The organism is Sphaerisporangium krabiense (assembly GCF_014200435.1).
Classification (GTDB): Bacteria; Actinomycetota; Actinomycetes; order Streptosporangiales; family Streptosporangiaceae; genus Sphaerisporangium; species Sphaerisporangium krabiense.
Genome location: NZ_JACHBR010000001.1, coordinates 4,029,488 through 4,048,055 on the forward strand (window position 1 = coordinate 4,029,488; position 18,568 = coordinate 4,048,055).

Below are 18,568 nucleotides of genomic sequence, written 5' to 3' on the forward strand. Positions count from 1 at the left end.
CGTCAGCGTGGACCGTTGAGCACGGGCCGTCGTACGCGGACGGCCGGGCGTGCGCGGCGGGCCCTGACATGCCGTTCGCCGCGGGCGAATGGCCGTGGGCGGCCGGTGCGGGCGGCGCCGGACGTTCCTGTCGGCGTGGAGCGGTAGAACTGGTTGACGTGACGCGTTTCGACGAGCCGCTCATCAAGGCGCTGGACCCGAAGACCGCCAAGCCGCTGGAGAGCTCGCTCAACATCTCCACGGTCGGCGACCTGCTGCGCCACTACCCCCGGCGCTACGCCGAGCGGGGCGAGCTGACCACGCTCGACGCCCTGGAGGTGGACGAGCACGTCACCGTGGTCGGCGAGGTCACCCGGCTCATGCGCAAGCCCATGCGCAACCGCTCGGGCACGTGGCTGGAGGTCGAGGTCGCCGACGGCCGTCGCAACAAGATCTACCTGTCGTTCTTCGGCCGCGTGTCCCACGTCGTCGAGGGCAGGCTCCAGCCGGGCACCCGCGCCATGTTCTCCGGCAAGGTCGGCCGCTTCGGCCGCGGCGACTCGGGCAAGTGGCAGCTCAACCACCCCGAGTTCGAGCCGTTCGAAGAGACCGAGGCGACGGCGGCCGAGTTCGCCGCCGCGCCGGTCCCGATCTACCCGGCCGCGGGCGGCGTCACCTCGTGGGTGATCCGCCGGGCGGTCGGCGTCGTGCTCGACACGCTCGGCCCCCTGCCCGACCCTCTGCCGGACGAGGTGCGCGCCCGCCACCGGCTGTCCGGCCTCGCCGACGCGCTGGAGGCCGTCCACCGTCCCCGCGACAAGGACGACGTCGCACGCGCCCGTCGCAGGCTGAAGTTCGACGAGGCGTTCGTCCTGCAGGCCGTGCTGGCGCGGCGGCGCATGGCCGCGGCCGCCTGGCCCGCCGCCCCGCGCCCCCGCCGCGACGACGGGCTGCTCGCCGACTTCGACGCGCGCCTGCCCTTCCAGCTCACCGAGGGGCAGGTCGCGGTCGGGGACGAGATCGCGGCCGAGCTCGCCCGCGACCATCCCATGCACCGCCTGCTGCAGGGCGAGGTCGGCGCGGGCAAGACCGTCGTCGCCCTGCGCGCGATGCTCCAGGTCGTGGACGCCGGCGGCCAGGCCGCGCTGCTCGCCCCCACCGAGGTCCTCGCCCAGCAGCACCACCGGTCGATCACCCGCATGCTCGGCGACCTCGGCACCGGCGGGATGTTCGGCGGCACGGCGGTGACGCTGCTCACCGGCTCCATGGGCGCGGCGGCGCGGCGCGCGGCGCTGCTCGACGCCGCCTCGGGCGCGGCCGGCATCGTCGTCGGCACCCACGCCCTGCTCCAGGAGCACGTCCAGTTCGCCGACCTCGGCCTCGTCGTCGTGGACGAGCAGCACCGCTTCGGCGTCGAGCAGCGCGACGCCCTGCGCGAGAAGGCCGGGGACGGGCGTCCCCACGTGCTGGTCATGACGGCCACGCCGATCCCGCGCACGGTCGCGATGACGGTCTTCGGCGACCTCGAGGTCTCGACGCTGAACCAGCTCCCGGCGGGCCGCGCGCCGATCAGCTCCCACGTCGTGCCCGCGGCGGACAAGCCCCACTACCTGGACCGCACGTGGGCGCGCATCCGCGAGGAGGTCGGGCTCGGCCGCCAGGCCTACATCGTGTGCCCGCGCATCGGGGACGCCGAGGGCGACGAGGGGGACCTGTTCGGCGAGATGCCCGACGAAGGGCGCGGCTCGGGCGACGACCGGCGGCCTCCGCTCGCGGTCATGGAGGTGGCCCCGATGCTGTCCTCCGGCCCGCTCGCCGGGCTGCGCGTCGAGGCGCTGCACGGGCGGCTGGCTCCCGAGGAGAAGGACGCCGTGATGCGGGCCTTCACCCGGGGCGAGATCGACGTCCTGGTCGCCACGACCGTGATCGAGGTCGGCGTCGACGTCCCGAACTCGTCGGTCATGGTGATCATGGACGCGGACAGGTTCGGCGTCTCCCAGCTCCACCAGCTCCGCGGCCGGGTGGGCCGCGGCGGCCTGCCGGGCCTGTGCCTGCTCGTCACCGACTCTCCGGCCGACACCCCCGCCCGCGCCCGGCTCGACGCGGTGGCGGCCACCCTGGACGGCTTCGAGCTGTCCCGCGTCGACCTCGAACAGCGCCGTGAGGGCGACGTCCTCGGCGCCGCGCAGTCGGGGCGCAAGTCGTCGCTCAAGCTGCTCCAGCTCCTGCGCGACGAAGAGACCATCCGCCAGGCCCGCGAGGAGGCCACGGCGCTCTTCGCCGCCGACCCGGAGCTGAAGGACCATGAGGCGCTGGACGCCGAGATCGGCCGCCTGCTCGGCGACGAGCGCGCCGAGTACCTGGAGAAGACCTGATCACGCGGCCGGGCCCGCCGCGAAGCGCGGAATGACCCAGGGCCCAGCCTTGGGACGGCCTCCCCCCGAATGCCGTCCCCGGCTGGGCCCACCCTCGGGTCAGGTGCCGAGGGCACCGGCGCGCGGAAGGGCTCACGATCACGCCGGTCGGCCTTCCCCTGGGTCACCATGAAGGCCGCAGAACTCATCATGTGGGCTCGGGCCTCGCGGGGGAACGACCCTTGCGCATTCGTCGCCGACACTTGGGCACTCTTGACCTGGCGGCAGGGCCGGGGCGGGCGGCGGCGAGAATGGGCGGGTGACCCGAGTCATCGCAGGAACCGCCGGCGGCCGGCGCATCTCCGTACCCCCCGGACGCGGCACCCGGCCGACCAGCGACCGCGCCAGGGAGGGCCTGTTCTCGACGGTCGGCTCCCTGCTCGGCCCGCTGGACGGCGCCCGGGTGCTGGACCTGTACGCGGGGTCGGGCGCGGTCGGCCTCGAAGCGCTGTCGCGCGGCGCCGCGCACGCCCTGCTGGTGGAGTCCGACGCCAAGGCGATCCGCACGATCCGGGCGAACATCGCGTCCTTGGGCCTGCCGGGCGCGGTCGTGGCGGGGGACAAGGTGGAGCGGCTGCTGTCCGGCGCGTGCCCGGAGGCGTACGACTTCGTGTTCGCCGACCCTCCCTACGCCGTCGCCGACGAGGTCGTCCTCGAGGTGCTGGAGCGGCTGCGGGACAACGGCTGGCTGGCGCGGGACGCGCTGGTCGCGGTGGAGCGCGAGTCCCGCGGGAAGGATCTGGTCTGGCCGTCCGGCTACGAAGAGCAGAGGGTCCGTCGATACGGCGAAGCGTCCGTTTGGTACGGTCGCGCCGCCGGGAACCAGTGAAACTGGGGGTAAGCCTTGCGTCGTGTCGTCTGCCCGGGGTCCTTCGACCCCGTCACCAACGGTCACCTGGACATCATCGGCCGGACGTCCCGGCTCTACGACGAGGTCGTCGTCGCGGTCCTGATCAACGTGGAGAAGAAGAGCCTGTTCACCGTCGACGAGCGCATCGAGACGCTGGAGGAGGTCACCCGCGAGTACGGCAACGTGCGGGTCGAGAAGTTCTACGGCCTGCTCGTCGACTTCTGCAAGCAGCAGGGCATCCCCACGATCGTCAAGGGTCTGCGCGCGGTCAGCGACTTCGACTACGAGCTGCAGATGGCGCAGCTCAACTACCGGATGTCGGGCGTCGAGACCTTGTTCATGTCGACCAATCCCGAATACTCTTTCCTCTCGTCGAGCAGGCTGAAAGAGATCGCGCGCTATGGTGGCGACATCTCCGGTCTCGTGCCCGAGCTCGTGCGCCGCATGCTCGTCGAGCGGCTTCGCGGCTGAGTCCTGGTATCCTTTCTAATCGGCCTTGTACGACGGCGGGTGTTCGCCATGCCTCAAGAGAGCAGGAAGACGCTGCATAGTCTCGACCCCCGAGCCCCATGGGTGATCTCCACCCACGACCTGGGGCGACGACCGGGATCTATGCGCGAGATCTCCCCTGCGCTCCCGGCACCGGCGAACCTTTCCGTCGGCATGATCGGCGTCCCCCAGGGCGCCGAGATCGAGCTGGACCTACGGCTCGAAGCGGTGATGGAGGGCGTGCTCGTCACGGGCACGGCGAGCGCTCCGCTCAGCGGAGAGTGCTCGCGTTGCCTGGATCCTCTGACCTCGCGTGTCGAGGTCGGGTTCCAGGAGCTCTTCTTCTACTCCGCGGAGGACGCCGCCGAGGACGATCCCGTCCTCGATGGCGAGCTTCTCGATCTGGAACCGACGTTCCGCGACGCGGTGGTGCTCGCACTGCCGCTGAGCCCGGTGTGCGGCGACGACTGCCCCGGGCTGTGCGTGGACTGCGGGGTCAAGCTGGCGGACGCCGGCCCTGACCACCGGCACGAGAAGGTCGACGCCCGCTGGGCGTCGCTGCGGACTTTGCAAAGTCAGAACGAGAACAACGAGGACCAGGAGGGTTGACGTGGCCGTCCCCAAGCGGAAGATGTCGCGGAGCAACACTCGCTCCCGCCGCGCGCAGTGGAAGACCGCCGCGCCCGCGCTCGTGAGCTGTAACCAGTGCCGGTCGCCGAAGCTGCAGCACGTGGCCTGCCCGACCTGCGGCACCTACAACCGCCGTCAGGTCATCGAGCCGTCGGCCTGATCACGCCAGCGGTGGCCGGTGATCCGGCCGGATGCCAGGCATCCGGCCGGCATGACCGTCCCTCCGCGAGAGGCGTGCGGTGGCGGTTCGCCCGCGGCCGTGGTGGGCGCCGGGGTTGCCGCAATCTCCCGGCGTCCACCACGTTTTCGGGCACTTCCCGCGTTATCCGCCATCGCGACCATGGTCGTGACGTGCTACGTGACGGCCGGAGCAACCCGTCCGAGGAGGAGACGTGGCCGCAGGTGGAAAGCCGGTCGCCGTTGAGGTCGCGAGGGACGAGCTGGAGTCCGTCCTCGCCGTCCGGCTCGACGATCCGCTTCTGGAGCGGGCGCTGACGCACCGCTCGTACGCCTACGAGAACGGTGGCCTGCCCACCAACGAGCGCCTGGAGTTCCTGGGTGACTCGGTGCTGGGCCTGGTCGTCACCGACACCCTGTTCCGGGGCCATCCCGACCTGCCCGAGGGGCAGCTCGCGAAGCTGCGGGCCGCGGTGGTCAACATGCGCGCGCTCGCCGACGTCGCCCGCACGCTGGACCTGGGCCGCTTCATGCGCCTCGGCCGGGGCGAGGAGGGCACGGGGGGCCGTGACAAGTCCTCGATCCTCGCCGACACCCTTGAGGCGCTGATCGGCGCCGTCTACGTCGACAAGGGCCTGGACGAGGCGTTCCGCGTGGTCCACCTGCTGTTCGACCCGCTGATCGAGCGGTCGGCGTCGCTCGGCGCGGGCCTGGACTGGAAGACCTCGCTGCAGGAGCTGACCGCCTCCGAGATGCTCGGCGTCCCCGAGTACCACGTCGAGGAGAGCGGGCCCGACCACGCCAAGTCGTTCACGGCGGTCGTCAGGGTCGGCGGGCAGGAGTACGGCTCGGGGGCCGGGCGCAGCAAGAAGGAGGCCGAGCAGCAGGCCGCGGAGGCCGCGTGGACGGCGATCCGGGCCCGCAGCGAGGCCCGCGAGAAGCTGGAGAAGGCGGCCAGCTAGCCATGCCCGAGCTGCCGGAGGTCGAGGTCGTGCGGCGGGGCCTGTCGCGCTGGGTCGCGGGCCGCACGATCACCAGGGCCGAGGTGCTGCACGCCCGCGCGATCCGCAGGCACGTCCCCGGGGCCGCCGAGTTCGCCGGCAGGCTCGCCGGGCGCACCCTGGTGTCGGCGGAGCGCCGCGGCAAGTACCTCTGGATGCCCCTCGGCGACGCGGGCGGCGGCCCCGTCGCCGACTCCCTGCTCGCCCACCTGGGGATGAGCGGCCAGCTCCTCGTCGTGGACCCGTCCTCGCCGCCGGAGAAGCACCTGCGGGTACGCCTGAGCTTCGACGACGACGGTCCCGAGCTGCGCTTCGTCGACCAGCGCACCTTCGGGCACCTGCTGGTGGCGCCGCTGGTGCCGCTGGCCCGTTCGGTGCCCGAGCCGATCGTCCACATCGCGGCCGACCCGCTGGAGGACGCCTTCGACGACGAGGCGTTCGCGCGGCGGCTGGCCGTCCGGCAGAGCGAGATCAAGCGGGCGCTGCTCGACCAGTCGCTGATCAGCGGCGTCGGCAACATCTACGCCGACGAGGCCCTGTGGCGCGCGGAGCTGCACGGGTGCACGCCGACCCGGGCGCTGAGCGCGCGCAAGGTCGCCGAGCTGCTCGCGGCGGTGCGCGCGGTGATGGGCGAGGCGCTCGGCCAGGGCGGGACGTCCTTCGACAGCCTGTACGTCAACGTGAACGGCGAGAGCGGCTACTTCGACCGTTCGCTCAACGTGTACGGCCGGGAGGGGGAGCCGTGCGGCCGCTGCGGCGCCCCGGTGCTGCGTGAGGCGTTCATGAACAGGTCCTCCTACAGTTGCCCGCGTTGTCAACCCCGGAGCCTTCCATGACGGCGCCCGACTCGGGTCAGGTACGTCTGAACGTGTGGGTGCGCGGCCACGTGCAGGGGGTCGGGTTCCGTTGGTGGACGCGCGCGCGGGCGCTCGAACTCGGACTTGTGGGCTCGGCGTCGAACCTGGCGGACGGGCGTGTCGAGGTCGTCGCGGAGGGGCTCCGTGAGGACTGTGAGAAGCTTCTCGCCCTGCTCAGGGGTGACACGACCCCGGGGCGGGTAGATGCAGTGGTGGAGCGGTGGTCTCCGGTTCGCGGTGGTTTTGGTGGTTTCGTGGAGCGGTAGCCGCTTCCCTTAAACCCCCTAAATGCGGTATATTTACATGTCGGGAGTGCCCATTGGTGCATTCATGGGGAGCGTTCAACTTGACCGCCTCCATCGCCGGTGCGACTCTTGAGAGGAAACACGCGCACCCCTCCCGCGGTTACAAGTGCGCGACCCAGTTTGGTCACTCAGCGTGGAGGACCCTTAACCATGGCGAAGGCTCTACTCGGCCACGTCGGCGGTCTCGACCCTCGGATGGTCTCGGAAATGCGCCGTCTCCAGCAGCGGATCCGGGATCTGGAGGCTGAGCTCACAAGGCTCCAGGCTCAGAACGACGCTCTCGCGGCGCAGTCGCGGGATGAGGAGTTCACCCGTCTGCAGGATCGCGAGCCGGCCCTCACCTGAGGCTCGGTACGGCAACACCGTCAGGGACGCCTCCCAAGGCGTCCCTTTGCTGTTCCTCCGGCACACTCCCCCCTCAGGCGCCACGTCTCACGTCGAGATGGCCGAAGATAGACCGAATCCTGGCTTTCCCGGATGGATCTTCGGAGCATCACGCGGGATCCGTCAAGATCTGTGGCCCGAGCAGGGAACCTCGCCATACCGATACGGCTTCGTCCGCGCGACCGGAACCGACCCCGGTGACGTGCCGATGGACGGCACGAGCGTCCGCGGGCGCGCGGCTGCGCCCGGCCGTGAAGCTCTTACGCGCCACCGGAGGATGCCCGAAGGGGTAAGGTGCCCCGCATAGATCGCTCTGACGTGGGCGATCTCGGAATGTCGGGGAGGTCGGCGGCGGGTGTATCTCAAGAACCTGACGCTGCGCGGCTTCAAGTCGTTCGCCTCCGCCACGGCGCTGCGGTTCGAGCCGGGGATCACCTGTGTCGTCGGCCCCAACGGGTCGGGCAAGTCCAACGTCGTCGACGCGCTCGCCTGGGTGATGGGCGAGCACAGCGCCAAGTCGCTGCGCGGCGGCAAGATGGAGGACGTCATCTTCGCGGGGACGTCCTCGCGCCCGCCGCTCGGCCGGGCCGAGGTCACGCTGACGATCGACAACACCGACGGCGCCCTCCCCATCGACTACACCGAGGTGACGATCAGCCGGCTGATGTTCCGGTCGGGCCAGAGCGAGTACGCCATCAACGGCGACACCTGCCGCCTGCTGGACATCCAGGAACTGCTGTCGGACTCCGGCATCGGGCGCGAGATGCACGTCATCGTGGGCCAGGGCCAGCTCGACACGGTCCTGCACGCGGGCCCCGAGGAGCGCAGGGCGTTCATCGAGGAGGCCGCGGGCGTCCTGAAGCACCGCAAGCGCAAAGAGAAGGCGCTGCGCAAGCTCGACGCCATGCAGGCCAACCTCACCCGCGTCCAGGACCTGGTCAACGAGCTGCGCCGCCAGCTCAAGCCGCTGGGCCGCCAGGCGGAGATCGCCCGCAGGGCCGCGGTGATCCAGGCCGACCTGCGCGACGCCCGCCTGCGCCTGCTCGCCGACGACGTCGTGCGGCTGCGCACCCGCCTGGAGCGGGAGGCCGCCGACGAGGCCGCCGTGCGGGTGCGGCGCGCCGAGGTCGAGGGGCAACTGGAGGCCGGGCAGGCCAGGGAGGCCGAGCTGGAGGCCGCGGAGGCCGCCGCGCAGCCTCGCCTCGCCTCCGCCCAGGAGACCTACTACCGCCTGGCCGCGCTCAAGGAGCGGTTCCACAGCGTCGGCACGCTGGCGAGCGAGCGCCAGCGGCACGCCCTGGAGGCGGCGTCGATCGAGCGGCGCGGGCGCGACCCGGAGGACTACGAGCGCGAGGCCGCCGAGGTCCGCGCGCGCGAGGAGAACCTGAAGATCGAGCTGGACCAGGCCGAGGAGGTCCTGGAGCAGGCGGTCTGGCGGCGTACCGAGGCCGAGGAGGCGCTGGCGGACGAGGAGCGCCGCCTGGCCGCGGCGGCGCGGGCGGCGGCCGACCGCCGCGAGAGCCTGGCCCGGCTGCGGGGCGAGGTCGCCGCCGTGCGGGGCCGCGCGCGGGCCGCGGAGGAGGAGATCGGGCGCCTCGGCAAGGCGCTCGCCGAGGCGGGGCAGCGCGCCGAGCGCGCCCGGGAGGACCACGACGCCGAGCGGCTCGCAGGCCCCGCGGCCGAGCCTGAGCTGGCCGAGGAGCTGGCCGTGGCCCAGGAGGGCCTGTCGGAGGCCGAGGCCGCGGTCGAGGCGGCCAGGACGGCCGTGGAGGAGGCCAGAGCCGCCGTGGAGGGCCCGCGGCGGGCGTTGGCCGAAGCCAGGACGGCGGTGGGCGCGGCGCGCGCGGCCGACCAGGAGGCGCAGCGCGCGGTGGCGGCGCTGGAGGCCCGCCGCGACGCCCTGGAGATGGGCCTGGCGGAGGGCGCGGACGGCGGCGCGGCGTTGCTGGCGGCGGGGCTGCCCGGCGTGCTCGGGCCGATGGCCACGCTGATGAGCGTGCGGCCCGGGGCCGAGGTCGCCGTGGCCGCGGTGCTGGGGGCCGCCGCCGAGGCCGTGGCCGTCGAGTCGCACGCGACGGTCGTGGAGGCCCTGGAGCTGCTGCGGGCCAAGGGCGCGGGCAAGGCCGGCCTGGTCGTCGCCTCCGACGCCGTCGTGCCCCGGCCCGCGCCGGCCGACGGCCTGGTGTGGGCGGCCGACCTGGTCACGGTGCCGGAGGCGTTCCGCGAGGCCGCCGAGGGCCTGCTGTCCGGCGTGGTCGTGGTGGACGACCCGCAGGCCGCCACGCGGGTGGTCCGGGAGCGTCCCGAGCTGCGGGCGGTCACCTGGGCGGGCGACCTGGTCGGCGCCCACTACGCGTACGGCGGGTCGGGCGGCGGCACGTCGGTGCTCCAGATGCGCACCGCGCTGGACCAGGCCGTCGCGGACCTGGCCGAGGTGACGGAGACCGCCGCGCGCACCGTCGTCGCGCTGGAGGAGGCCATCGAGGCCGAGCGCGTGGCGCAGCAGGCCGTCGAGTCCGCCCAGGCGGGGGTGAGCCAGGCGCAGACGGGCGCCGACGCCGCGCAGGCGGGCGTCAAGGCCGCCCGGCGGGCGCTGGACGCCGTGCGGGGCAGGCAGCGGGAGGCCGACCAGCGGCTCGCCGTCGCGGCCAGGCGGCTGGCCCAGCTCGACGCCGCCGCGGACGCAGCCCGCCAGGAGTGCGACCGGCTGGCCGCCAACGTCGCCGCCGCGGAGGAGGCCCGCGACCGCGACCTGGCCGGGGTCGTGGAGCTGGAGGAGCGCCTGGCCGGGGCCGAGTACGCCGACGAGCTCGCCGCCGAGCCGACCACCGAGACCCGTGACGAGCTCGCCGCGACCTGCGCGGTGGCCAGGCAGGCCGAGATGGAGGCACGCCTGGCGGTCCGCACCGCCGAGGAGCGCGTCACGGGCATCGCGGGCCGCGCCGACCACCTCGTGCGCGCCGCACGCCGTGAGCGCGAGGAGCGGGCGGGCGCCGCCGCGCTGCGCGAGCGCCGCCGCGCGCAGGCCGCGCTGGCCGAGGCCGTCGCCCGCGGCGCCGGGCGCGCGCTCGGGCTGCTGGAGGCCTCCCTCGCGGCGGCGGCGGGGGAGCGCGACGAGGCCGAACGGGCGCGGGGCGAGATCGACGCGGAGCTGAAGGCCGTACGGGTGCGGGTCCGCGAGCTGTCCGGCGAGCTGGACGGCCTGGTCAACCGCGTGCACGGCACCGAGGTCGCCCGCACCGAGCAGCGCCTGCGCCTGGAGCAGATGGAGGCCAGGGCCATGGAGGAGTTCGGCGTCGAGGTGGACGCGCTGACCTCCGAGTACGGCCCCGGCCAGCCGGTGCCGGTCGCCGACGGCGAGCCCGTGCCGTACGTCCGCGAGGAGCAGGAGAAGCGGGCGCGGGTGGCCGAGAAGCAGATGGCGCAGCTCGGCAAGGTGAACCCGCTGGCGCTGGAGGAGTTCGCCGCGCTGGAGGAGCGCCACACCTTCCTCAACTCCCAGCTCGAAGACCTGCGCAAGACCCGGCGGGACCTGCTGCTCGTGGTCAAGGAGGTCGACGAGCGGGTGGAGCAGGTCTTCACGGCCGCCTACGAGGACGTCGCCCGCGAGTTCGAGACGATCTTCACGCGGGTGTTCCCCGGCGGAGAGGGCCGCCTGCTGCTGACCGACCCCTCCGACATGCTGACCACAGGCGTGGACGTCGAGGCGCGCCCGCCGGGCAAGAAGGTCAAGCGCCTGTCGCTGCTGTCGGGCGGCGAGCGGTCGCTGACCGCCGTGGCGTTCCTGATCTCGATCTTCAAGGCCCGCCCGTCGCCGTTCTACGTCATGGACGAGGTCGAGGCCGCGCTGGACGACACCAACACCCAGCGGCTGCTCACCCTGTTCGAGGAGCTGCGGCAGAGCTCCCAGCTCATCGTGATCACCCACCAGAAGCGCACGATGGAGATCGCCGACGCGTTGTACGGGGTCAGCATGCGCGGGGACGGCGTCACGCAGGTCGTCAGCCAGCGCCTGCGCGAGCGGGAGAGCGCCTGACCTCGTGCCGATCCTTCAAGTTCAGCCTAGAAGTCAGGAAATATCGGTATAACCACCGCACGGGGGGCGAGCCCGGGCGGCAGCACGCCCGCCCGTCTGGAAAACTGACATCTTGTGGATGGGTATCTCGGCATCATTGTGATCGTCATCGTCGTCGCGGCGCTCGCGCTGGGCGGCATGTTCCTGCTGTTCCGGCCCAGCCGGCGGCACGCGCCGCCGGTCCCCCCGCCGCAGGCGCCGACTCTTCCCGAGCGCGACCAGGCCCCGCCGGCCGGTGTGATCGAGGAAGACACCATCACCACCACCGTGCCGCCTCCGGCCAGGCCGGTGGAGCCCGTGGTGGTTCCCGAGATCGAGATCCCCCCTCCCTCCGCGGGGCGCATGGTGCGGCTGCGCGCCCGGCTCGCCCGCTCGCAGACCTCCCTCGGCAAGGGCCTGCTCGAACTGCTGTCCCGCGACCGTCTCGACGACGACGCGTGGGACGAGGTCGAGGACACCCTGATCACCGCCGATGTCGGCGTCGCCCCCACCCGCGCCATGGTCGACGAGCTGCGCACCCGCGTGAAGGTCCTCGGCTCCCGCGACGTCGGCGAGGTGCGCGGCCTGCTGCGCGAGCAGCTCCTCACCCAGATCGGCGCCGACATGGACCGCACGCTGCGCACCGCCCCGCACGGCGAGCGTCCCGCCGTCGTCCTGGTGGTCGGCGTCAACGGCACCGGCAAGACCACCACCACCGGCAAGCTCGCCCGCGCGCTGATCGGCGACGGCCGCACGGTCGTCCTCGGCGCCGCCGACACCTTCCGCGCCGCCGCCGCCGACCAGCTCCAGACCTGGGGCGAGCGCGTCGGCGCGGAGGTCGTGCGCAAGGACGAGGGCGCCGACCCGGCGTCCGTGGCCTTCGACGCGGTCAGCAAGGGCATCGACGACAAGGTGGACACCGTCATCGTCGACACGGCGGGCCGCCTGCACACCAAGACCGGCCTCATGGACGAGCTCGGCAAGGTCAAGCGGGTCATCGAGAAGAAGGCCACCGTGGACGAGGTCCTGCTCGTCCTGGACGCCACCACCGGGCAGAACGGCATGCGCCAGGCCCAGGTGTTCGCCGAGGCGGTGAACGTCACCGGCATCGTGCTGACCAAGCTGGACGGCACGGCCAAGGGCGGCATCGTGATCGCCGTCCAGCGCGAGCTGGGCGTCCCGGTCAAGCTCGTCGGCCTCGGCGAGGGCCCCGACGACCTGGCCCCCTTCGACCCCGAGGTCTTCGTCGACGCCATCCTCGGCGACAACGGCCGCTGACGAGGTTCTAGGCCCCGGCCTCCGCCGCGGGGCGGCGGAGGCCGATGGGCACGATCATCGGCGTGGCGAAGACCGGGTCGGGGACGACCTTGGCCCGCAGGTCGAAGACCTCCGACAGAAGCGGCTCGGTCAGCACCTCGTGCGGGCTCCCGGTGGCGACCAGGCGGCCGTCGCGCATCGCCACCAGGCGGTCGGCGTAGCGGGCGGCCAGGTTGAGGTCGTGCAGCACCATGACGACCGTGCGGCCGAGCTCGTCCCTGAGCCGGGCGACCAGGTCGAGCACCTCGATCTGGTGGGCCAGGTCCAGGAACGTCGTCGGCTCGTCCAGCAGGAGCAGCGGGGTGCCCTGGGCCAGGGCCATCGAGATCCACGCCCGCTGCCGCTGCCCGCCGGACAGCTCGTCCAGAGGCCGCTCGGCCAGCTCCAGCAGGCCGGTCATCCGCAGCGCCTCGGCGACCGCCGCCTCGTCCCGCGCGGACCACTGCCGGTACCACGCCTGGTGGGGGTGCCGTCCCCGTGCCACCAGGTCGCCCACGGTGAGCCCCTCGGGCGCGCTGGGCGCCTGGGGCAGCACGCCGAGGGTCTTGGCGACCTCACGGCTCGGCATCCTGTCGATGCGCGCGCCGTCCAGCAGCACGTGCCCGCCGGCGGGTTTGAGCAGCCGGCCGAGCGCGCGCAGCAGCGTGGACTTCCCGCACCCGTTCGGGCCGATGATCGCGGTCACCGTGCCGGACTCGACGCCGAGGTCGAGGCCGTCCACGACGAGACGGTCGCCGTAGCCGAGTTCGAGCCGCGCGGCCTGAAGTCTCATGTGCCACCTTTGACGCGCCGGGTGCGGATGAGCAGGAAGACCAGGTACGGTGCGCCGAGCACCGCCGTGACGATGCCGACCGGCAGCTCCACCGGGGTCAGCGTCCGCGCGGCCAGGTCCGCGGCGGCGACCAGGACGGCCCCGGTGACCGCGGAGACCACGACGGGCGGCTGGGCCACCCCGGCGAGCCGCAGCGCGATCTGCGGCGAGGCCAGCGCCACGAACGTGATCGGCCCGGCCGCGGCCGTGGCGACGGAGGCCAGCAGCACGGCGGCGAGCAGCAGCGCCCCCCGGCCGCGGTCGATCCGCACGCCGAGGCCGCGCGCGGTGTCGTCGCCGAGCCGCAGCGCGCCGAGCGTGCGGGAGCCGAGCAGGGTGGCGGGGACCAGCACGGCGAGCGCGGCGGCCACGGGCACGACGTGCTCGAACCCCCTGCCGTTGAGTGATCCGCTGATCCACACCATCGCGCGGGCCGCGTCGTTGACGTCGCCCGCGGTGAGCAGCCAGTACTTGACGTTCGTGAACACCGCGACGACGCCGACGCCGACGAGGATCAGCCGGTAGCCGTCCATCCCCTTGCGCCACGCCAGCCCGTACACCAGCGCGGCGCCCGCCAGGCCGCCGGCCACGGCCGCCAGGGGTATCCCGATCGCGGCGAGCGTGCCGCCCGCGCCGCCGTGCGCGGTGCCGGTCAGCACGGTCAGCGCCACGACGGCCACGCTCGCCCCGGAGGTGACGCCGAGGATGTCCGGCCCGGCCAGCGGGTTGCGGGCGATGGCCTGGGTGACAGCCCCGGAGATCGCGAGCGCGGCGCCCACGAGGGCCCCGGTGAGCGCGCGTGGCAGGCGCAGTTCCATGACGACGAGCCGGTCCCCGGCGTCGCCGCCGCCGAGGACGGTCCGGGCGACGTCGGCCAGGGTCAGGGGGATGTCGCCGAGCCGGACGTTCAGGCCCATGAGCAGGAGCAGGGCGGCGAGTCCGGCGAGGGTGACGGCGGCGGCGCGCGGGCGCAGCAGCCAGGACGCGCCGGCGATCCGCACCGGCCGCTGCCGCCGCAGCCGCAGCTCCGGTGCGCTCACAGGCGCACCGCCCGGCCGCGGCGGATCAGCACGACGAAGAACGGGGCGCCGAGCAGGGCGAGCACCACGCCGACCTCCAGCTCGCCCGGCCGCGCGACGACGCGGCCGAGCACGTCGGCGAGCAGGAGCAGGGCCGCCCCGGTGAGCGCGGAGTACAGCAGGAGCCGCCGGTGGTCGGCGCCGGCGAGCGCGCGGGCCAGGTGGGGCACGATGAGCCCGACGAAGGCGAGCGCCCCGCAGGCGGCGACCGCGGCCCCGGTGAGCAGCGTGATCGACGCCAGGCCCACGGTGCGGGTGAGCGGCACCCGCCTGCCGAGGCCGCGGGCCACGTCGTCGCCGAGCGCGAGGGCGTCCAGGCCGCGCGCGTTGGCGAAGGCGAGGATCAGGCCCGCGGCGACGAACGGCAGCACCTGCCCGGCGATCGCGGCGTCGCGCCCGGCGATCGAGCCGATCTGCCAGAAGCGGAAGACGTCCATGGCCTGCTGGTCCAGCAGGACGACCGTGGAGGTGAGCGCGTACAGCAGCGCGCTGACGGCGGTGCCCGCCAGGGCCAGCGTGACCGGGGTCGGCCCGCCGCGCCCGCCCGCGAGGCCGATCGCGAAAACGGCGCCCCCGGCGATCAGGGCTCCGGCCAGGCCGAACCAGATGTAGCCGTAGACGCCGTCCAGGCGGAAGAGCACGATGCTCAGCACCGTGGCGAACGCCGCGCCCTGGGTGACGCCGAGCAGGCCGGGGTCGGCCAGGGGGTTGCGGGTGTGGCCCTGGGCGAGCGCGCCGGCGACGCCGAGCGCCGGCCCGGCGAGGAGCCCGAGGAGGGTGCGGGGGACGCGCAGGCCGCGGACGATGATGTCGCTCTCGCCGCCGTCCGGGCTCCACAGGGCGTGCCAGACGTCGCCGGGGGAGACCGGCTTGGCCCCGACCGTGACGCTGAGCAGGACGGCCGCGAGCACGGCGAGCAGGAGTCCGGGCACGACCAGACGCCGCCGGGCCCGGGGGAGCGGCGTACGCGCCGTCCCCGCCGCTGCGGTCATCTCCTGCGGCCCTTCCCTGTGGCTTTCGTGAGGTCTGTAGGGCTAAGGGCGATACGCACCTTTGGTGCCTCTTGCTGCGCCTCTCGTGGCGAGCGTCCTTTGCCGAACCAGGGATGAGTATGTCAGATTAGGGCTGCCTTACCTAATTTAGGTTGACCTAAACATGACCGGAGGATGACTGAGATGCGAGTTCTGCGCGCCGTCGGCGTGGCCGCCGCGGTCCTCATCGGCCTCGCCGGATGCGGGGCCGGCGACGAGCCCACGGCCGCCGGACCCGCCACGGAGAGCGGCGCCCCGGCGTCCGCCGCGGCCTTCCCCCGCACCGTCACGCACGCGATGGGCACGACCGAGATCCCGGCCGCCCCCAAGCGGGTGGTGGCGCTCGACCAGAGCTTCGTCGACGCCGTGGTGGCCCTGGACGCCGAGGTCGTCGGCTTCACGACCTATCGGTCCCTGAGCGAGAAGCTGCCCGACTACCTGGGCGAGAACGCCCAGCGGTACGGCGCGAACGCCCAGGTCGTCGGCACGCTGGAGGCGCCCGGCCTGGAGAAGATCATCGCGCTGAAGCCCGACCTGATCGTCTCCGCCAAGGTCCGGCACGAGGCGCTGTACGACAAACTGTCCAAGATCGCCCCGACCGTCTTCAGCGAGACCACCGGCGCGCTGTGGAAGGAGAACCTCCGCCTCATGGGCACGGCCCTCGGCAAGGAGGACCTCGCCGAGCAGAGGATCGGCGGCTACGAGAAGCGCGCCCAGGGCATCGGCGCGGCGATCAAGGCGAAGAACTCCGGCACGATGCCGTCCGTCACGATCGCCCGCTTCGCCGGCGAGCCGACCGTCCGGCTGTACGTCGAGAACTCCTACTCCGGCATCGTCCTGAAGGACGTCGGCCTCCCCCGGCCGCAGGGCCAGCCCACGACCACCGACACCATCGCCGTGGACATCAGCGAGGAGCGCATCGCCGACCTGGACGCCGATCACATCTTCGTCGCGACCTATCCCGACGACAAGGGCGACGTGCGGAAGATCCAGCAGAAGTTCGAGGCCAACCCCCTCTGGGCGCGACTGAAGGGCGAGCGTCACGAGGTGGACGACCTCACCTGGATGACCGCGTGCGGCATCCTCGGCGCGGAGAAGATCCTCGACGACCTCGCCGGCACGTTCGGCGTGCCCGCCACCGGCGCCTGACCGGGTCGCGCTCACTCCCGCAGGAAGGCGCGCATCTCCTCCAGCGGAGGGGCGATGTCGATGCCGTGCCCGGCGAGCCAGGAGTCGTCCCCGTAGGTGCAGCGGTAGCGCTCGCCGCCGTCGCAGATCAGCGTGACCACGCTCCCGTGCTCGCCGTTCGCGCGCATCTCCTTGATGATCTCGACGGCGGCGGCGACGTTCGTGCCCGTGGACCCGCCGACGTCCCGCCCGGTGACCTCCCGCACCCAGCGCATGGCCGCGATCGAGGCGGCGTCCGGCACCTGGACCATGCGGTCGATGACCGTGGGCAGGAAGGACGGCTCGACCCGCGGGCGGCCGATGCCCTCGATCCGCGACCCGCGGGCCGTCGTGCCCGTCTCGCCGTCGACCCAGGAGGGGTAGAACGCCGAGCCGTCGGGGTCCACGACGGCGAGGCGGGTGGCGTGGCGGCGGTAGCGGATGTACCTGCCGATCGTGGCGGAGGTGCCGCCGGTGCCGGCGCCGACCACGATCCAGGCGGGCTCGGGGTGCCGCTCCAGGGACATCTGCTGGTAGATGCTCTCGGCGATGTTGTTGTTGCCCCGCCAGTCGGTGGCGCGCTCGGCGTAGGTGAACTGGTCCATGAAGTGGCCGCCGGTGTCCTCGGCCAGGCGGTGCGACTCCTCGTAGATCGCCTTGGGGTCCTCGACGAGCCGGCACTTGCCGCCGTAGAACTCGATGAGCGCGATCTTCTCCGGCGAGGTGGACGCGGGCATGACCGCGACGAACGGCAGCCCGAGCATGCGGCAGAAGTAGGCCTCGCTGACGGCGGTGGAGCCGCTGGACGCCTCGATGACGGTCGTGGACGGGCCGATGTTGCCGTTCGCCAGGCCGTACAGGAACAGCGATCTGGCCAGGCGGTGCTTGAGCGAGCCGGTGGGGTGGACGGACTCGTCCTTCAGGTACAGGTCGACGCCCCAGCGTGGGGGGAGGGGGAAGACGTGCAGGTGGGTGTCGCAGCTACGGTTGGCGTCGGCCTCGACCGTGCGGATCGCCTCGGCCACCCAGTCGCGCGTCGTACGGTCGTGCCGGTCCACGTACTTCATGGCGTCACCGTACCCGCTACCGTATCTGTGTGAGCCTTACCACACTTTCTACCGTTTTGGGTGGAGTCTGTTACTATAATGAGACTTGTCCGGTACCGGGTGTGACGTCGCCACCTCGGGCCATACCGCTTGACGGGCCTCCCTGACCAGCAAAAACCCTTAACGTCACACTTATGGGTGAACCATGAGCATGTGATCGGCCGTCAGATGGAGTAAGCGGTTACCGAGCCTGCATGGGTTCAAGCCGGATGGGTAACGGGGGTCAGCAGGCATGAGGGGGATGACATGATCTCGATGACCGAGCAGCAGCGTCGTGCGTGGTTCGAACGCGACGTCATGCCGGTGACCAGCCAGCTCTTCGCGTCGGCGATGCGCCTCACCCGCAACACGGCGGACGCCGAGGATCTCGTGCAGGAGACGGTGGCCAAGGCCTACACCTCCTACCACCAGTTCCGGCCCGGCACGAACCTGAAGGCGTGGCTGCACCGGATCCTGACGAACAATTTCATCAACGACTACCGCAAGCAGCAGCGGTCGCCGAAGCTGTCCACGGCGGAGGACATCGAGGACTGGCAGCTCGCCGCCGCGGAGTCCCACATGTCCACGGGGCTGCGCTCGGCGGAGACCGAGGCCCTTGAGCAGCTTCCCGACAGCGTCGTGATGAACGCCTTGCGCGCCCTTCCGGAGGAGTTCCGCGTCGCGGTGTACCTCGCGGACGTGGAGGGCTTCGCGTACAAGGAGATCGCCGAGCGCATGGGCACGCCGATCGGCACGGTCATGTCGCGGCTGCACCGCGGCCGCCGCCAGCTCAGGACGATGCTGGAAGGCTACGCCCACGAAGAGGGCGCGGTGCGCACCCCGCAGTTCCAGGCCGCCTGATTCCCGGCCGCCCTTTCCCGAGGCTCCGTCAAGGCCGGCACGGCGATCGTGCCGGCCTTCGTCATGTCCGGGACGCG

17 protein-coding genes are annotated in these 18,568 nt (G+C 72.6%); 13 read left to right on the top strand and 4 right to left on the bottom strand.

Features of this window, described 5'->3' with window-relative positions:
• Positions 1-158 precede the first annotated feature (158 nt).
• The 11 genes from recG to ftsY all read left to right on the top strand — a co-directional run bounded on the left by recG (position 159) and on the right by ftsY (position 12,418).
• The gene (gene recG, locus BJ981_RS17815) at positions 159-2,354 is read left to right on the top strand and encodes an ATP-dependent DNA helicase RecG (protein WP_204070222.1); all 2,196 of its coding nucleotides are present in this window, start codon (positions 159-161) and stop codon (positions 2,352-2,354) included.
• A gap of 298 nt (positions 2,355-2,652) precedes the next feature.
• Positions 2,653-3,222: a 16S rRNA (guanine(966)-N(2))-methyltransferase RsmD gene (rsmD, locus tag BJ981_RS17820; protein ID WP_184612447.1), complete on the top strand. Its 570-nt coding sequence runs from the start codon at positions 2,653-2,655 to the stop codon at positions 3,220-3,222.
• Between the two features lie 15 nt (positions 3,223-3,237).
• Entirely contained in the window at positions 3,238-3,714 is a 477-nt protein-coding gene (gene coaD / locus BJ981_RS17825) for a pantetheine-phosphate adenylyltransferase (RefSeq protein WP_184612448.1), read from the top strand.
• Between the two features lie 48 nt (positions 3,715-3,762).
• Entirely contained in the window at positions 3,763-4,341 is a 579-nt protein-coding gene (locus tag BJ981_RS17830; RefSeq protein WP_184612449.1) for a YceD family protein, read from the top strand.
• Position 4,342: 1 nt separating this feature from the next.
• Entirely contained in the window at positions 4,343-4,522 is a 180-nt protein-coding gene (gene rpmF / locus BJ981_RS17835) for a 50S ribosomal protein L32 (RefSeq protein WP_184612450.1), read from the top strand.
• Positions 4,523-4,802: 280 nt separating this feature from the next.
• Entirely contained in the window at positions 4,803-5,501 is a 699-nt protein-coding gene (gene rnc / locus BJ981_RS17840; RefSeq protein ID WP_221315166.1) for a ribonuclease III, read from the top strand.
• A gap of 2 nt (positions 5,502-5,503) precedes the next feature.
• The gene (mutM, locus tag BJ981_RS17845; RefSeq protein WP_184612452.1) at positions 5,504-6,376 is read left to right on the top strand and encodes a bifunctional DNA-formamidopyrimidine glycosylase/DNA-(apurinic or apyrimidinic site) lyase; all 873 of its coding nucleotides are present in this window, start codon (positions 5,504-5,506) and stop codon (positions 6,374-6,376) included.
• A complete protein-coding gene (locus BJ981_RS17850) occupies positions 6,373-6,663 on the top strand; it encodes an acylphosphatase (protein WP_184612453.1) in 291 nt (96 codons plus the stop codon). Before mutM ends, BJ981_RS17850 begins: the two co-directional genes overlap by 4 nt.
• Before the next feature lie 189 nt (positions 6,664-6,852).
• On the top strand, positions 6,853-7,047 hold the full coding sequence (locus BJ981_RS37535; protein WP_114027795.1) for a hypothetical protein: 195 nt from the start codon (positions 6,853-6,855) through the stop codon (positions 7,045-7,047).
• A 394-nt stretch (positions 7,048-7,441) separates the two neighbouring features.
• On the top strand, positions 7,442-11,122 hold the full coding sequence (gene smc, locus BJ981_RS17860) for a chromosome segregation protein SMC (protein WP_184612455.1): 3,681 nt from the start codon (positions 7,442-7,444) through the stop codon (positions 11,120-11,122).
• 114 nt (positions 11,123-11,236) lie between these two features.
• A complete protein-coding gene (ftsY, locus tag BJ981_RS17865; protein ID WP_184612456.1) occupies positions 11,237-12,418 on the top strand; it encodes a signal recognition particle-docking protein FtsY in 1,182 nt (393 codons plus the stop codon).
• A 7-nt stretch (positions 12,419-12,425) separates the two neighbouring features.
• Here the strand turns inward: ftsY and BJ981_RS17870 are convergent, their stop codons facing one another.
• From BJ981_RS17870 to BJ981_RS17880, 3 genes are read right to left on the bottom strand one after another with little or no spacing between them, the layout of a single operon-like run.
• Complete coding sequence (locus BJ981_RS17870; RefSeq protein ID WP_184612457.1) at positions 12,426-13,229, bottom strand: ABC transporter ATP-binding protein; 804 nt, start codon at positions 13,227-13,229, stop codon at positions 12,426-12,428.
• Positions 13,226-14,308: a FecCD family ABC transporter permease gene (locus tag BJ981_RS17875; protein WP_184612458.1), complete on the bottom strand. Its 1,083-nt coding sequence runs from the start codon at positions 14,306-14,308 to the stop codon at positions 13,226-13,228. Before BJ981_RS17875 ends, BJ981_RS17870 begins: the two co-directional genes overlap by 4 nt.
• Positions 14,305-15,339 carry a FecCD family ABC transporter permease gene (locus BJ981_RS17880; protein ID WP_184612459.1) on the bottom strand — a complete coding sequence of 345 codons (1,035 nt, stop codon included), beginning with the start codon at positions 15,337-15,339 and terminating at the stop codon, positions 14,305-14,307. The genes BJ981_RS17875 and BJ981_RS17880 overlap by 4 nt, the downstream gene beginning before the upstream one ends.
• A gap of 183 nt (positions 15,340-15,522) precedes the next feature.
• On the opposite strand from BJ981_RS17880, the gene BJ981_RS17885 reads away from it, so the two are divergent.
• Complete coding sequence (locus tag BJ981_RS17885; RefSeq protein ID WP_184612460.1) at positions 15,523-16,527, top strand: ABC transporter substrate-binding protein; 1,005 nt, start codon at positions 15,523-15,525, stop codon at positions 16,525-16,527.
• An 11-nt stretch (positions 16,528-16,538) separates the two neighbouring features.
• On the opposite strand, the gene BJ981_RS17890 is transcribed toward BJ981_RS17885, so the two are convergent.
• On the bottom strand, positions 16,539-17,612 hold the full coding sequence (locus tag BJ981_RS17890; RefSeq protein ID WP_184612461.1) for a PLP-dependent cysteine synthase family protein: 1,074 nt from the start codon (positions 17,610-17,612) through the stop codon (positions 16,539-16,541).
• 285 nt (positions 17,613-17,897) lie between these two features.
• Here BJ981_RS17890 and BJ981_RS17895 point away from each other — a divergent pair, with 285 nt between their 5' ends.
• Positions 17,898-18,491 carry a sigma-70 family RNA polymerase sigma factor gene (locus BJ981_RS17895; protein WP_184612462.1) on the top strand — a complete coding sequence of 198 codons (594 nt, stop codon included), beginning with the start codon at positions 17,898-17,900 and terminating at the stop codon, positions 18,489-18,491.
• Positions 18,492-18,568 lie beyond the last annotated feature (77 nt).

Excerpts from the sequence above, each read along its gene's own strand:
- BJ981_RS17830 (WP_184612449.1), top strand. The coding sequence starts at position 3,763 with ATGCCTCAAGAGAGCAGGAAGACGCTGCATAGTCTCGACCCCCGAGCC.
- BJ981_RS17870 (WP_184612457.1), bottom strand. The coding sequence starts at position 13,229 with ATGAGACTTCAGGCCGCGCGGCTCGAACTCGGCTACGGCGACCGTCTC.
- mutM (WP_184612452.1), top strand. The coding sequence starts at position 5,504 with ATGCCCGAGCTGCCGGAGGTCGAGGTCGTGCGGCGGGGCCTGTCGCGC.
- BJ981_RS17885 (WP_184612460.1), top strand. The coding sequence starts at position 15,523 with ATGCGAGTTCTGCGCGCCGTCGGCGTGGCCGCCGCGGTCCTCATCGGC.
- BJ981_RS17880 (WP_184612459.1), bottom strand. The coding sequence starts at position 15,339 with ATGACCGCAGCGGCGGGGACGGCGCGTACGCCGCTCCCCCGGGCCCGG.
- BJ981_RS17850 (WP_184612453.1), top strand. The coding sequence starts at position 6,373 with ATGACGGCGCCCGACTCGGGTCAGGTACGTCTGAACGTGTGGGTGCGC.
- BJ981_RS17890 (WP_184612461.1), bottom strand. The coding sequence starts at position 17,612 with ATGAAGTACGTGGACCGGCACGACCGTACGACGCGCGACTGGGTGGCC.
- BJ981_RS17895 (WP_184612462.1), top strand. The coding sequence starts at position 17,898 with ATGATCTCGATGACCGAGCAGCAGCGTCGTGCGTGGTTCGAACGCGAC.
- BJ981_RS37535 (WP_114027795.1), top strand. The coding sequence starts at position 6,853 with ATGGCGAAGGCTCTACTCGGCCACGTCGGCGGTCTCGACCCTCGGATG.